The sequence below is a fragment of the Bartonella sp. LJL80 genome (genome assembly GCF_054871565.1).
This window is the reverse complement of the sequence record NZ_JBTXLM010000001.1, coordinates 733,839-747,622: the sequence shown is the minus strand read 5'-3', so window position 1 is coordinate 747,622 and position 13,784 is coordinate 733,839. Positions and strand designations below refer to the sequence as shown.

At 50.4% G+C, this 13,784-nt stretch carries 17 protein-coding genes; 6 read left to right on the top strand and 11 right to left on the bottom strand.

Features of this window, described 5'->3' with window-relative positions; all coding sequences use genetic code 11:
* Positions 1-209: 209 nt before the first annotated feature.
* From ACYSNS_RS03345 to ACYSNS_RS03315, 7 genes are all read right to left on the bottom strand, one after another.
* Positions 210-1,484 (bottom strand): amidohydrolase, encoded by a 1,275-nt coding sequence (locus ACYSNS_RS03345; RefSeq protein ID WP_461721697.1) that lies wholly within the window; start codon positions 1,482-1,484, stop codon positions 210-212.
* A 292-nt stretch (positions 1,485-1,776) separates the two neighbouring features.
* Positions 1,777-2,079, bottom strand: coding sequence for an HPr family phosphocarrier protein (locus ACYSNS_RS03340; protein WP_461721696.1), 303 nt, complete (start codon positions 2,077-2,079; stop codon positions 1,777-1,779).
* Positions 2,080-2,487 carry a PTS sugar transporter subunit IIA gene (locus ACYSNS_RS03335; RefSeq protein WP_461721695.1) on the bottom strand — a complete coding sequence of 136 codons (408 nt, stop codon included), beginning with the start codon at positions 2,485-2,487 and terminating at the stop codon, positions 2,080-2,082.
* Between the two features lie 151 nt (positions 2,488-2,638).
* On the bottom strand, positions 2,639-3,103 hold the full coding sequence (locus ACYSNS_RS03330; protein WP_461721694.1) for an HPr kinase/phosphorylase: 465 nt from the start codon (positions 3,101-3,103) through the stop codon (positions 2,639-2,641).
* A gap of 12 nt (positions 3,104-3,115) precedes the next feature.
* Entirely contained in the window at positions 3,116-4,864 is a 1,749-nt protein-coding gene (locus tag ACYSNS_RS03325) for a stimulus-sensing domain-containing protein (protein ID WP_461721899.1), read from the bottom strand.
* 141 nt (positions 4,865-5,005) lie between these two features.
* On the bottom strand, positions 5,006-5,728 hold the full coding sequence (locus tag ACYSNS_RS03320; protein WP_461721693.1) for a response regulator transcription factor: 723 nt from the start codon (positions 5,726-5,728) through the stop codon (positions 5,006-5,008).
* Between the two features lie 57 nt (positions 5,729-5,785).
* Entirely contained in the window at positions 5,786-6,046 is a 261-nt protein-coding gene (locus tag ACYSNS_RS03315) for a hypothetical protein (RefSeq protein ID WP_461721692.1), read from the bottom strand.
* Between the two features lie 20 nt (positions 6,047-6,066).
* On the opposite strand from ACYSNS_RS03315, the gene ACYSNS_RS03310 reads away from it, so the two are divergent.
* From ACYSNS_RS03310 to ACYSNS_RS03295, 4 genes are all read left to right on the top strand, one after another.
* Positions 6,067-7,662, top strand: coding sequence for a phosphoenolpyruvate carboxykinase (locus ACYSNS_RS03310; protein ID WP_461721691.1), 1,596 nt, complete (start codon positions 6,067-6,069; stop codon positions 7,660-7,662).
* 79 nt (positions 7,663-7,741) lie between these two features.
* A complete protein-coding gene (arfB, locus tag ACYSNS_RS03305; RefSeq protein ID WP_461721690.1) occupies positions 7,742-8,179 on the top strand; it encodes an alternative ribosome rescue aminoacyl-tRNA hydrolase ArfB in 438 nt (145 codons plus the stop codon).
* 113 nt (positions 8,180-8,292) lie between these two features.
* A complete protein-coding gene (gene lysM / locus ACYSNS_RS03300; RefSeq protein ID WP_461721689.1) occupies positions 8,293-8,748 on the top strand; it encodes a peptidoglycan-binding protein LysM in 456 nt (151 codons plus the stop codon).
* A gap of 88 nt (positions 8,749-8,836) precedes the next feature.
* Positions 8,837-9,445 carry an alpha-ketoglutarate-dependent dioxygenase AlkB gene (locus ACYSNS_RS03295; protein WP_461721688.1) on the top strand — a complete coding sequence of 203 codons (609 nt, stop codon included), beginning with the start codon at positions 8,837-8,839 and terminating at the stop codon, positions 9,443-9,445.
* A gap of 284 nt (positions 9,446-9,729) precedes the next feature.
* Here the strand turns inward: ACYSNS_RS03295 and ACYSNS_RS03290 are convergent, their stop codons facing one another.
* The 3 genes from ACYSNS_RS03290 to ACYSNS_RS03280 form a co-directional block, all read right to left on the bottom strand.
* Positions 9,730-10,269: a copper chaperone PCu(A)C gene (locus tag ACYSNS_RS03290; RefSeq protein WP_461721687.1), complete on the bottom strand. Its 540-nt coding sequence runs from the start codon at positions 10,267-10,269 to the stop codon at positions 9,730-9,732.
* A gap of 88 nt (positions 10,270-10,357) precedes the next feature.
* Positions 10,358-10,744 (bottom strand): hypothetical protein, encoded by a 387-nt coding sequence (locus tag ACYSNS_RS03285; RefSeq protein ID WP_461721686.1) that lies wholly within the window; start codon positions 10,742-10,744, stop codon positions 10,358-10,360.
* 19 nt (positions 10,745-10,763) lie between these two features.
* Positions 10,764-11,000, bottom strand: a complete 237-nt coding sequence (locus tag ACYSNS_RS03280; protein ID WP_461721685.1) for an Lrp/AsnC ligand binding domain-containing protein — start codon at positions 10,998-11,000, stop codon at positions 10,764-10,766.
* 159 nt (positions 11,001-11,159) lie between these two features.
* Between ACYSNS_RS03280 and ACYSNS_RS03275 the strand changes: the two genes are divergently transcribed.
* Positions 11,160-11,522: a DUF930 domain-containing protein gene (locus tag ACYSNS_RS03275; RefSeq protein ID WP_461721684.1), complete on the top strand. Its 363-nt coding sequence runs from the start codon at positions 11,160-11,162 to the stop codon at positions 11,520-11,522.
* Here the strand turns inward: ACYSNS_RS03275 and ACYSNS_RS03270 are convergent.
* The gene (locus ACYSNS_RS03270; protein ID WP_461721683.1) at positions 11,479-12,648 is read right to left on the bottom strand and encodes an MFS transporter; all 1,170 of its coding nucleotides are present in this window, start codon (positions 12,646-12,648) and stop codon (positions 11,479-11,481) included. The two genes, ACYSNS_RS03275 and ACYSNS_RS03270, sit on opposite strands and share 44 nt — an antisense overlap.
* 101 nt (positions 12,649-12,749) lie before the next feature.
* On the opposite strand from ACYSNS_RS03270, the gene ACYSNS_RS03265 reads away from it, so the two are divergent.
* Entirely contained in the window at positions 12,750-13,529 is a 780-nt protein-coding gene (locus ACYSNS_RS03265) for an AraC family transcriptional regulator (RefSeq protein WP_461721682.1), read from the top strand.
* The last annotated feature ends 255 nt before the right edge of the window (positions 13,530-13,784 follow it).

Genomic DNA, 13,784 nt, shown 5'->3' with positions numbered 1-13,784 from the left:
CTGTTGTCTTCATGCCGCAAGCTAGAAAAGCAAGCCAAACGACCAGCAGTTAAGACGGCTTTCTCGCCAATCACAGTTAGGCGGTGGAGATTGCACACCAAACGCCTGAAATACAGAGGTTTTTGTGGAAGGCAAATACATCATAAAACACTTCATGTTACAGCGGCAAACTTGTCATGGCGTTGTTTGCCGCCCTAAAACTGACGGTTTTAAGCCGTGGCATCTCCCGTCAACCAGCTCAGTCCCGCAACCACCATTGCTTCCAAACCGGTTTTTACCGTGGGATCAAGCTGCAACTGAAATAGCGATGAATGGTTGGCCGGTATGGATTCAACGGCATTCTGTTCCACCGCTTTGTTCCAGACATCCTCATTGGTGCCACCGACAAACCAGAAAACATAAGGCACTTTCCACTTGCGCCCAAACTGGCTGAAGTCCTCACTGGCGGTAGCCGGTTCAGCCTCATAAGCGTTCGCACCAAAAAATGATTCGAAACTATGTTGGATCTTTTGCGTTGCCGCCACATCATTTTCCGTCACCGGATAGCTGCTGATAACAGTAAATTGCGGTTCCACATTGCTGCCAGAAGCCTGACATTCGCAACAACAAATCCGCTTGACCGATGCCATCATCTTATCGCGTACATTATCTTTATAGCTGCGCATATTCAGCTTGATGACCGCTTCATCAGGTATGATATTTTCTTTGGTGCCAGCCTGTATGCTACCGATCGTCAAGACCGCGCTGTCCAGCGGTGCCGTCTCACGCGAAACAATCGTCTGCAGACGCACCGCGGTATAGGCGGCCATCATCACCGGATCGATAGAGTTTTGCGGCATCGAGCCATGCGCCCCGCGGCCTGTAAACTTGACATGCATACTATCACCGGCAGTCAAGACCGCTCCGGCGCGATAACTCACCGTGCCAGCCTTACCGACCATGACATGTTGGCCCAAGATAATATCGGGTTTGGGAAAAGACGCATCCATGTCATCCAGCATGGCTAGCGCCCCTTTACCAACCTCCTCACTCGGCTGAAAGACTATCATTAACGTTCCTTGCCAAAGATCTTTATGGGCAGCGAATATCTCAGCCGCCCCAATCATCCAGCTGACATGCATATCATGACCGCACATATGTGATACCGGAACGGTTTCCCCGTCATCATTGGTCGCCGTTTTTGTACTGGCATAATCCAGACCGGTTTTCTCGGCCATCGGCAACGCATCCATATCGGCCCGCAACATCACGGTTTTGCCTTTGCCGTTTTTCAGTATACCGACAACTCCGGTCACACCGATCTTTTCAGAAACTTCAAAGCCGAGTTTGTTAAGATGTTCGGCTGCAATACCGGCAGTCCGAAATTCCTGCATGGATAGTTCGGGATGTTGGTGAAGGTCTTTATATAATGCTGTCAGCGGTGCCACCAGAGCGTCAATTGCTGGTTCCAATTGTTTCATTGCTGAATTGAGCGACGTGGCCATGGGCTTTCTCCAAAAAGGTGATGGGGCCACCATGATAGCAAATTGCATTCAACCGTCTATCGCTGGATTGTCATCTCACCCAAAGTTGTTTGGACTGTCATATTGAAGCGCTAGAGCGCTTTTCGACCTGATGCTATCCGGCCGGCGCGTCTGAAGCTTTTGATTTATCGCGCTATCTTATCCGATTGATCATTCACATCAATCGCGAGCCGCGCCAAGGAAAGCGAAAAGCGGATGGTATATTCGTTTGAGTTTTTCGATGAAGCAGATTGCAGCTTGATAAAGGCTGACCCTAGCATTCTTCGCCGAATTTATCATTGACCAAGGTTTCCAGAGCATCCAGAACATCACTTGCCTGCGGGCCGCTTGCCCGTACCACCACGCAGCAGCCCGGCGAGGCTGCCAACATCATCAAGCCCATAATCGATGTGCCACCGACTGTCTGGCCGTCTTTTTCCACCTCGACCACCGCATCAAAAGCATCGACGGTCTGGACGAATTTAGCCGAAGCGCGCGCATGCAGCCCGCGTTTGTTACAAATACCCAATCGACGGCTTAACATGCCACCCACCAACTGTTCAGCAAGTTCGCTCATTTATTCATCCGACAAGATCATACTTGGTACATTGATATATTTGCGGCCGGCATCTTGTGCGGCTTTCAATGCGTCAACCATGGAAATATCATTACACTGACGCACCGATGTCAGCTTGATCAACATCGGCAGATTAACACCCGCGATCACTTCGATACGTCCTTCCTTCATCACTGAAATGGCCATATTGGAAGGCGTTCCACCAAACATATCGGTGAGAATGATAACGCCATGCCCCTCATCAGCCGAAGCTACCGCCGCCAATATATCGTCGCGACGTTGATCCATGTCATCGTCCGGGCCGATGCACACAGTGGCAAATTTTTCTTGGGGTCCTACAACATGCTCTACAGCATGAAGAAATTCTTCGGCCAATCTGCCGTGCGTCACAAGCACGAGTCCGATCATTCAAAAAAGCTCCTGTCATCAACGACCCGACCGTCTTGAACCATGGCAGTCGGCAGCGGGTTCTCCATTGTGACAGGGCTTGTTGCCAGTGCCAAGAAAAATCTTTCATGTTTCATAAAAAAAAGCGTGCGCTCTCTGCAACTGTCACAATTCAGGCGGAATTTTGCCAGCGGGTCCTAAAACAGAACGCCTCGATGGCCTGACAAATGGCTGCGCTATCGGCGTTATTCAATCCCGGGAGCTTAAACAATGGCAGCTCGATGCCGCATAAGGTGATTTGCTCACCCGAGGGAAAGCGCTCATAGTCATCACCCAGAGCAACCACCATATCCAATGCAATCTGGTTTTGATGCTGTATCTGGAAAAGACCGGCACCGCGGATTTCCAAACCGCCGACCAAAGCAGGCGGACAAGCCGCAATCACCTTGTTATTTTCTGCACGCAACGCGGTATAGTCATCGCTGATAAGGCAAGCCTGCCTGCCCGACCAACCTGCACGCTCGATCAAGGACAGCGTGAGTGCGGACTTGCCTGTACCCGATGGCCCCGTTAACAACACACCCTTGTCGCCTAAGCGAAGGCAATTGGCGTGGATCGTTTCAAGAACTTGCTGCATTTCAGTGCCCCGTTATTTTTCAAGCGGCAGAACAATGGTAAAACGCGCGCCGCGCTTGGTTTGAGGGTCCTTTGCGGCATAGATATTTTCGGCGTTCAGCGTTCCGTTATGCGCTTCGATAATCTGCCGACTGATAGATAGCCCAAGACCGGAGTTCTGACCGAAAGATTCCGCACCGGGGCGATCGGTATAGAAGCGCTCAAAAATACGATCGATTTTTTCAGCGCGTATGCCTGGGCCGTTATCTTCGACCGTTAGGACCAGCTTGCTGCCGTCCGCTTTCATCGCAATACGGATCTCTCCGCCATCGACCGGAATGAAGGAACGGGCATTTTCGATCAAATTGGATATGACCTGCCCCAAGCGCAGATCATGTCCGGCAACGCGATAGGATTTACCGCCGGTGCGCGGTGCAATATCCAACTCGATATTGGCCGTGACTTTGTTTCGCCGCACCTCACGTGCAGCACGCACAATGCTTTCCAAGAGGGCTGTCATATCAACAGTCGCAGCCGTTTCACGGGCCAGTTCCGCGTCCAGACGGGAAGCATCGGAAATGTCGGTAATCAACCGGTCGAGACGGCGCACATCGTGCTGGATGATTTCGAACAATCGCACACGTGATTCATCATTTTTTGCCAATGGCAATGTCTCCACCGCACTGCGCAGTGACGTCAAAGGATTTTTCAACTCGTGACTGACATCGGCAGCAAAGCGTTCAATCGCCTCGATGCGGGCATAAAGTGCATCTGTCATATCGCGGATCGAGGTGGACAAATGTCCCACTTCATCCTGCCGCTCCGAGAAATCCGGTATTTCCACGCGTTTATTGTTGCCATGGCGTACACGATCGGCCGCAGCGGAAAGTTTGCGCAACGGATTGGCGATCGTGTAGGCCAAAAACAGCGACAAAACCAAAAGCACCGCAGCAACAACGGCAAACACCTTGAAAATGGCCAACCGCTCAGCCCGCACAATATCGTCAATATCAGACCCGACGGTCGAAAGCAGCAAAACGCCGACAACAGCATGATAACGCTGCACCGGCACAGCAACGGAAACGATAAGTTCCCCCTGTTTGTTACGACGCTGCGCAGTCGCCGACAGCCCGTTAATGGCTTTGATCACTTCGGGATAAACAGCACCATTGCCACCCGGCTGATCCTTATCAAGCACAATATCGCTGCCGTAAATCGTATTGGAAAGCCAATACCGCAAGCGCTCTAAAATACCGGGCTGGTCTTCTGCTATCGGCGGCAGATTGTAACTCAATACCTGCCCGCTCGAATAGAGAACGCGCGAATCAAGAAGCAAATTGGCATCGCGGTCATAAATACGTGCGCGGGTCGTGAGCGGCGAAATGATATTGCGCAGTAATGGTGCCACACGCTCGGGATTGATGGGAAAGTCCCAATTGTCGGTGGATTCCGGCTTGGGCGTGATGCTTTGCCCCGCCTGCAATTCCATCAATTTTTCCGGATCAATCAAGATGGAATTGGTATCCACCGTAGCAGAAGCCGCGATGGCACCGGCAATAATCTTGCCCTGTGTGCGCAGGGCTTCAATTTTTGCATCGATCAACCCATCGCGAAACTGGTTGAGATACATGATACCGGCAACCAAAACACACAAAGCTGCGAGGTTAAGAATAACAATGCGGCGTGTAAGGCTGGAAAAGAAAAGCTGCTCAAACAGACGATGCCCGCGCATGCGCAAACGCGCTGCCGTTGTCGGCCTGCGCGTCGGCTTTTTCGCATCCATCTTGGCATTTGCCTCGGTTTGAGCTTCCTGTGTGACCATCAGGGGCACATGGTTCCTTCTGTTGCTTCTTCAATGCTGGCCATCACGCGGATAGCCAGACAATAGGCACCATATATTTATCAGCACCTATGCCACGCGGATTTAAGCTTCGCGGAAGCGGTAGCCAACACCATAAAGCGTTTCGATCATTTCAAAATCATCATCGACCTGCTTGAATTTTTTCCGCAGCCGCTTGATATGGCTGTCAATGGTACGATCATCGACATAGACCTGATCATCGTAGGCAGCATCCATAAGAGCATCACGGCTTTTCACCACACCGGGGCGTTGTGCCAATGCATGCAGGATCAAAAATTCGGTTACTGTCAGGATGACGGGCTCGCCTTTCCACGTACATGTGTGGCGCTCCTGATCCATAACAAGGTTTCCACGCTCGAGCGAAGATGACGTCTGCGCTCCCGCCTTGACCGGTTCTCCACGGGCAGCGGCACGCCGCAGCACTGCCTTGACACGCTCGACCAGAAGACGTTGGGAAAACGGCTTGGTGATGAAATCGTCAGCACCCATTTTCAAGCCGAACAACTCATCTATTTCGTCATCTTTCGAGGTGAGGAAAATCACCGGCAGATCAGACTTCTGACGCAAACGACGCAGCAATTCCATACCGTCCATCCGCGGCATCTTGATGTCGAAAATGGCAAGATTGGGCGCGCGTGCTGTCAGCCCTTCCAGCGCAGAGGCGCCATCTGTATATGTCTCGACACGATAGCCTTCCGACTCGAGGGCAATCGACACCGATGTCAGAATGTTGCGATCGTCATCGACAAGTGCAATCGTCTGCGTGGTCGTTGCAATATCTTTCATATTCTTGCCCTTTCTGTCGGCCTAACCGCCGCTCGGCCTTTTGTCTTTGTGCAGCCATTATATGGTTGAACCGTCGGTGTTTTGCAAAACAAATGTGGTACAAATTGTGGCAAAGGCAATAAAACCCGCTGTTTCCATAATAAATAACACCGCTTGGCCATCGTTTATCAAACGCAGCGCGGTATGGTTTTGGCCCCTTTCCACAGAATTTAAAAAAATTAAATTTTCTTTAAATCGATTAAATATTTGAAACTGCATGGATTTTCTGCTTGTGAAGTCACGACCGTCCGTTTCATACGGGCAAAATCCTTGTTTCATAAGCAATATGCGGAGATATTATGAAAGAGATTGGCACCTTTAACCCGGCAGCATCGTTGACAACTTCAGGTTTGAAAGACCTCGGCAATGTCTATTACAACCTGACACCGGCATTGCTCTATGAAGAAGCGATCCGTCGTGACGAGGCAAAACTGACGGCACAGGGTGCTCTCGTGGCCTATACCGGACAACACACGGGCCGTTCTGCACAGGACAAATATGTCGTGCGCACGGCCGAGACAGAACCGCATGTCTGGTGGGACAACAATAAGCCGATGAGTCAGGAGCACTTCGATGTGCTTTACGCCGATTTCATCGAGCACGCCAAAGGCCGCGACATGTTCGTGGAGGATCTGGTTGGCGGTGCCGACAGTGCGAATTCCATTCGCGCCCGCGTTGCGTCGGAATATGCGTGGCACGCCCTCTTCATTCGCAATCTGTTGATCCGGCCTGAGGAAAAGGCATTGGCCGGTTATCTGCCGCAAATGACGATTATCAATCTGCCGTCGTTCCGTGCCGATCCCAAGCGTCATGGCTGCCGTTCTGAAACGGTTATTGCCTGCGACCTGACACGCCTTATCGTGTTGATCGGCGGCACCTCCTATGCTGGCGAAATGAAAAAGTCGGTCTTCACGGCATTAAACTATATCCTGCCTGCCAAGGGCGTGATGCCGATGCATTGTTCGGCCAATGAAGGGCCGAAGGGTGACACGGCAATCTTTTTCGGTCTTTCCGGCACCGGCAAAACAACCCTTTCTGCCGATCCGAGCCGTACATTGATTGGCGATGATGAACATGGTTGGGGCAAGGACGGCGTATTCAATTTCGAAGGCGGCTGTTATGCCAAAGCTATCCGCCTTTCAGCCGAAGCAGAGCCTGAAATCTATGCAACAACCCAGCGTTTTGGCACTGTGCTTGAAAATGTGGTGCTTGATGCAGCCCGCCAACCCGATTTTGACGATGGTTCGTTGACGGAAAATACCCGCGCTGCCTATCCGCTCGATTTCATTCCCAATGCCAGCGCCACCGGTAAAGGCAACCAGCCGAAAAATGTTATCATGCTGACAGCCGATGCTTTTGGTGTTCTGCCTCCCATTTCCAAATTGACACCGGCGCAGGCAATGTACCACTTCCTGTCAGGCTACACGGCCAAGGTTGCCGGCACCGAAAAAGGCGTGACCGAGCCGGAAGCAACATTTTCAACCTGTTTTGGTGCTCCTTTCATGCCGCGCCACCCTTCGGAATACGGCAATTTGCTGCGTGAATTGATCGCTGAACATAAGGTCGATTGCTGGTTGGTCAACACCGGTTGGACCGGCGGCGCCTATGGCGTTGGCAGCCGTATGCCGATCAAGGCCACCCGTGCATTGCTGACAGCGGCGTTAGACGGTTCGCTTAAGAATGTCGAATTCCGTAAGGATGAAAACTTCGGCTTCATGGTGCCAAAGGCTGTACCCGGCGTTGATACCGGCATTCTCGATCCACGTTCCACATGGAAAGATCAGGCAGCCTATGACGCACAGGCGAAAAAGCTTGCGGGCATGTTTATCAAAAACTTCGAGAAATTTGCCGCCCATGTCGATGATGCCGTAAAGAATGCAGCGCCAAACGCTTGAAAATAAGACGATCGTCTAAAAAAAGCCCGGCTGTTTCAGTCGGGCTTTTTTATTGGCGTGTATTCGTTATAATCACAGTATGAGTGAAACAAGCCGCAGCATCTTCATTAACGCAACAATCCGGATCCGTGAAAGCGATCTGGAAGAAAGCTTCATTCGAGCCAGCGGCCCAGGCGGACAAAATGTTAACAAGGTTGCAACCGCTGTCCAATTGCGGTTTCTTGCTTATCGGGCAAGTTTGCCGCACGATGTCTATCATCGTCTGATCAAACTCGCAGGCCAGCGCGCCACGAAAGAGGGGGAAATTCTCATCGAGGCTTCACGCTTCCGATTACAGGAGCGCAATCGTCAAGATGCGCGTGACCGGCTTGTGGCCCTGATCACCAAGGCGGCAGAACCGCCGCCGCCGCCACGCAAGAAAACGCGCCCCACCAAAGGCTCGGTCGAACGACGGTTGAAAGCAAAAACCAGCCGATCCGGCATAAAAAAAATGCGCGGAAAAATATCGGAGGATTGAAAGTTCAGATTGCGCCCTATGTTTCTTTACAGCGAGGGACACAATGTCCCTGTCATATAGCAACCGTTAAGCTTTAAGGGCAGCACGGTGATATTTCCTGAAAGGAGAATGGAATGGGACTTTTTAGCTTTGTAAAATCTGTCGGTGAAAAGCTTGGAATCGGCGATCATGAGCCCAAGGCTCAGAACATCAAATCTGCACTCGACAATTTCAATCTCGGCACCGACAAGGTAGACGTCAAGGTTGAAAATGGTAAAGCCGTTTTGACCGGCGAAGTCAAAGATCAGGAAACGCTTGAAAAAGCTGTTCTGGCAGTTGGCAACTCATTGGGTATCGAATCTGTCGATACAGACCAGCTTCAGGTGGCCAACGCAGGTGCGGGCAAAGAACCGCGTTTTTACGAGGTCAAAAAAGGTGACAATCTTTGGAAAATTTCTGAAGAGGTCTATGGTAAAGGCCATGGCGATAAAAACAAAGTCATTTTTGAAGCCAACAAACCAATGTTGACCTCGCCCGATAAAATCTACCCCGGTCAGCTTTTGCGTATTCCTGAACTTGATCAGGCTTAAAGTTTCTGACACGCTTTTTGCACCTGGTGAAAAGCGTTTTTGATCGAAACTTCTTGCGGCGGGTCTCCCGCCGCTTTATTTTTAACCGATGAAACTTCACGGCTTTGATTATTTTCCAGATTATTTCGACCGGACCGCACAGGAGGCGCTTCTTCATGAGGTAAGACAGGTGGCGGCTAAAGCGCCGCTTTTTGTGCCAATCATGCCCAATACAGGCAAGGCAATGAGCGTGCGGCAAACCAATTGCGGAAAACTTGGCTGGGTAACAGACAAAGAGCGCGGTTATCGCTATCAAGCACACCATCCGGTGACAAAGCAGGTTTGGCCCGATATTCCAGAGCAATTGCTTGATCTTTGGGAAACACTTTCGGGGTTTTCTGCGCCGCCCGAAGCTTGTCTTATCAATTTTTATGCCCCCGATGCGCGAATGGGCATGCATCAAGACAAAGATGAAAACGCCCTTGAAGCGCCTGTCATATCGATCTCGCTCGGTGATTCCTGCCTTTTTCGTATGGGGTCCACGACCCGTGGTGGCAAAACCCATTCTATCCGTTTGAATAGCGGCGATGTGATCATGTTTGGCGGCGCTACCAGACTGGCTTATCACGGAGTAGACCGTATCTACCCGGATACGTCGACACTGCTTAAAACGCCAGGGCGCATAAACCTGACGCTTCGCCGTGTGACACCGCAATAAAGCGGTTCCCGATTGACGTGAATCAGCAACCGGATAAGATACCGCGACAAATCAAAAGCTTGAGACGCGCCAGCCGGATAGCATCGGTCGAAAAGCGCCCTAAACAAACAATTTTTGCAACCTATCCCGTTTTGCTATGGATCGCCAGCAGCGTACATAGAGAGCGTCTGCACGTTTAACATCACTCTCGAATGCATGTTTCTTGTCCGGCAGACACGGCAGAGATAGGCAATTTGATTCACTGCCTATCGTCATTTTTGAACATGAGATATTGCGAAAAAGCTTTAGTGCTGGTGCTCAGCGCCGCTATTGCTGTTTTCACCGGGACTTTTTACACCCATCGCATCGACGGCAAAATTGACATCTACGCTGCCTGCCTTTTCAAAATTCAACTTGCCAGTAACCTTGTCGCCCTTTTTCAAGGTCTTGGTGATATCCATAAACATGACATGGTAACCACCGGGCTTGAACTCGATTTCACCGCCGGCGGGAATGACGATGCCTTCGGGCTGATGACGCATCTTCATCACGCCATCCGTCACTTCCATAGAATGGATCTCTGCCTTATCAGAAAGTTCAGAGGAAACGGAAACTAGACGATCTGGTGTTTTGCCGTGATTGATGATCTTGAAATAGCCGCCTGCCACCTTTGCGCCATTCGGCGTGGCACGTGACCAAGGGTGGATGATTTCAAGGTCACCAACCTTGTATTCATGGGCGGATAGATTCGAAAATGTTGCTGAAAATGCCAGCGACAGGACAGCAATGAAAGTAGAAAAAAGCAATTTCAAACCAGTGCTTTGCTTAGGAATAATATAAGACATTGGAAACTCCATGATGTTTGGCATGTCAACATGCCGGTCTTTTCATATTTTGGACTGCTGATATGCCACCAGGCGATAGGCAGCAATGTTAAAACGGTGAAAACATCATGGGATTTGGCGGAGCACGGGCTTCATGGCTTAGGCGATAAACCAGATGGGGCGATGAAACCGCTTGCATGAGTGGCAGCGCTTCGCTTGACCGCATATGCAAACTTAAAAATAAATCCGGCGGATTGAAATGGGTTCCAGCGGCCGTCAATATACATCCGCTCAAGCAACAGGCTGGAGCGCTTTGGTGTTCTGCGCCGCCGCCAACGGTATCGGAACCACAAATAACACTGCCATAGGCATCCAGCTTCGGCGTAATGGCTGGCAAGCCTGCTTTCGCCATCACCATTGATTGCATAAACACCGCAAAGGCCAGCAACAGGCTTGCCAATAAACGATTGATGGTTTGCAACCGGTCGTATGTCATTTTAGCTGTCGAACAAACCTCAAAAAGCTGTAAACGTCAGTGTTGTCAACGAACGGGTAATGCCGGGAATATCAAGCACGTTATCATTGATAAATTTACCGATATCCTTGCCCTCTTCGATATAGATTTTCGCCAGCAACTCGAATTCGCCGCTGGTTGAATAGAGTTCGGAAACGATCTCGCGCTGATAAAGCACATCGGCTACAGTATAGGTGGTGCCCGGGGCACATTGCAACTGGATGAAGATCGGTTTCATGCTATTTCTCCTTGTGCTTCACAAAACACATGAAACGAAAAAGAAATCAACATCCTTTCTTGCACTCAAGGCCGATCGCGTTATTATGCCGCCATGCTTGAAATGATGGATTCTAAAAAAATAACACGCAGGCTGCCTGCTCTATTGGCGGTCTTTTGCATGATAAACGGTTATACAGCTTTCGGCGCCTATGCCATGAACCCGGTGGAAAAACGCCAGCTGGAAGAGCTTGATCCTCAGACACGCCTTGAACAGCGTTGTGACATTGAAGCCATGGAACGGCTGAACAAAGACACGAAATGGTCGCCCGATAAGGTGCTGGCCTATGCGTATGGTGATCCGAAAACAACCGAACACCGCATTCAGGCGAAGGGTGCCGCTTTTCGTGCCAAAGGGCAATGGTACCATTTAAGCTATGATTGTACGGCGCAAGCCGACCATATGACCATTGCGTCCTTCAACTATAAAATCGGAAAACTCATTCCGCGTGATCATTGGGACAAGCACTATCTCGTGCCGTAAGTTTGGTTTTCCGTAGCTGCAATGTCAGAATAAGGGCGATGAACGCACAGATGAAAACCGTCCCTGCAAGCTGCTGCTCTCGACCAGCAATGGCCAATCCACAGGCAATCACCATATAGTAAAAAAGCCCCAAAACTGCGGCAGCCACGCCGTAGTGTTGACGATAGGATGTCAACGCTGCCGCTAGAAGTGCCGGTATGGCAACGCCATAGGCAAAACTTAGAAAAAAGCATGATAAAAGCACCGGCCAAACATTTGTGCCACCGGAAAACAGCCCGGCACTGACCATAGCGAAACCTATCGCAACTAGGAGTTGGACAGCATGTGCAACGGACGCCTTGACCATTGCATGATTTAACCAAGCGCCCATGATACCGCCCGCCGCCAAACAAAGCCCGACAGCCCCATAGATATGATCGCCCAATGCCAATCGCGCAAAGTAAAAAGGAGCCAGCAGATAAAATCCATAAAGCATAATATTGAAAGCCGCGATTAGAATAGCTGAACGCCATATCGCCCAATCACGCAGCATGACCTGCAAAACAGGCCAAAGGGCGTGTGATTGGTTTGCTTTGGTGCGGGTCTCCTGCAAGATGAAACAACACGCCGTCAACAGGGTCGCAGCCATTCCTATCTGCACGATGAAAACCATATTGACCCCGCCCCATTGAAATGAAGCATGACCGGCATAAAGCCCGAGCAATGGGCTGAAAGACAGGGCTAAACCCATCACCGCAAAGGCTCGAGCAAGTTTTTCACCCCTATAGACATCGCGCATGATGGTTTGCGTTGCAACCGAGGCAACCGCTGCGCCAAAGGCAGACACAATGCGCGCCAATAGAAATACAGAAAAATCTTTGGCGAGCAATGCAACAACCGCACCTAAGACATAAACCGTAAGCCCAGCAAGCATCGTTTTGCGTCGCCCGAAACGATCACAGGCAATGCCGAAAAACACAACCCCAACCGCAAAGCCAAAAAAATATACCGACACGGTTTGCCCAGCAACCGCGGCTGAAATGTGAAACGTTCGGCTGATACCGATAAGCGCTGGACTGTAAAGCGTCTCTGAAATCTGCGGCATCATCATCAGGATAACCAAAAGCGGGAAAAAGGTCTTTTTCATCAGCTATGCGCCCTATTCTAAAGAAGTTGATTGGCTATAGCGCTTTGCAGGACGTTCCATTACAGCTATAAAGACAAAAAATATCAAAAAAGGGACTTGATTTGGCTATTCTCAAAGCGGATGACGCTTTCAATCCCGACTCTTTTGCCACACCTGTTATCGGCATAGCGGCTGTTTTGCAGCGCGGGCATCATGCCCCCATGCATCAACACAAAGCAGCGCAGCTGCTCTACGCGCCGAAAGGATGTATGCGGGTCACCTTTACAGACCGCTGGATGATCTTAACGCCAACCCAAGCTCTGTTAATACCCCCAGATGTTCCCCATCAGGTAAGCCTTTCGGGCAGCGTCGATTACCGCTCCATCTATTTTAAACCGCAGCTTCTAAACCTGTCCGGTCATGTTAAAGCATTGCGCGTGAAGGCCTTGATGCGCGCTCTGATCGAGCGTGTTGCTATCACATCGTTTAAGGCAGACCTACACCCGCAAGGTCACCTTGTCGGCTTGTTGCTGGAAGAAATACAGGCCTCCGGCACCCTGTTGCCCGCAATTGACTTGCCACACGACCAGCGCATTCTCGACAGCTTGGATGCCTATAAAGAGCATGACAATCTGCCGCCTTTGCTGTTGTTCGCAGCCCGTTGCAATCTCCATGCCAAAACCGTTTCGCGCATGTTTTTGCGTGAAACGGGTTTAACCTATCAGCAATGGGCGCAGCAATGGCGGTTTATCCGCGCCGTGGAATATCTGGCTGACGGTCTTTCCGTGCATCAGACCGCAATGGAACTGGATTTTGCAAGCGACAGCGCTTTTGTCAGCTTTTTTTGCCGCTATAGCGGCTTTACCCCCAAACAGTATCAAACCAATATGCATCAACCTTGAAACAAGCTACAAATTGATGCGCAACCGCTTCTGCATTTGCTGCAAATCTGAAATTGGTTTACTATAGGTTGTAGAGCGCATTTGGTTAGACATACGACATAACAGCGCCAATATCGAGACCGAGAGCGATAAACCGTCCGAATATCGCTTTAAAGCAATTCCCGAAAAGTGTGGAACGGTTTTCGGATAAGAATTACGGTCAAACAAAGATTGAGAGCAAATCGTTGGTTCAAAACCAAAAAGATTTGCTTCAAT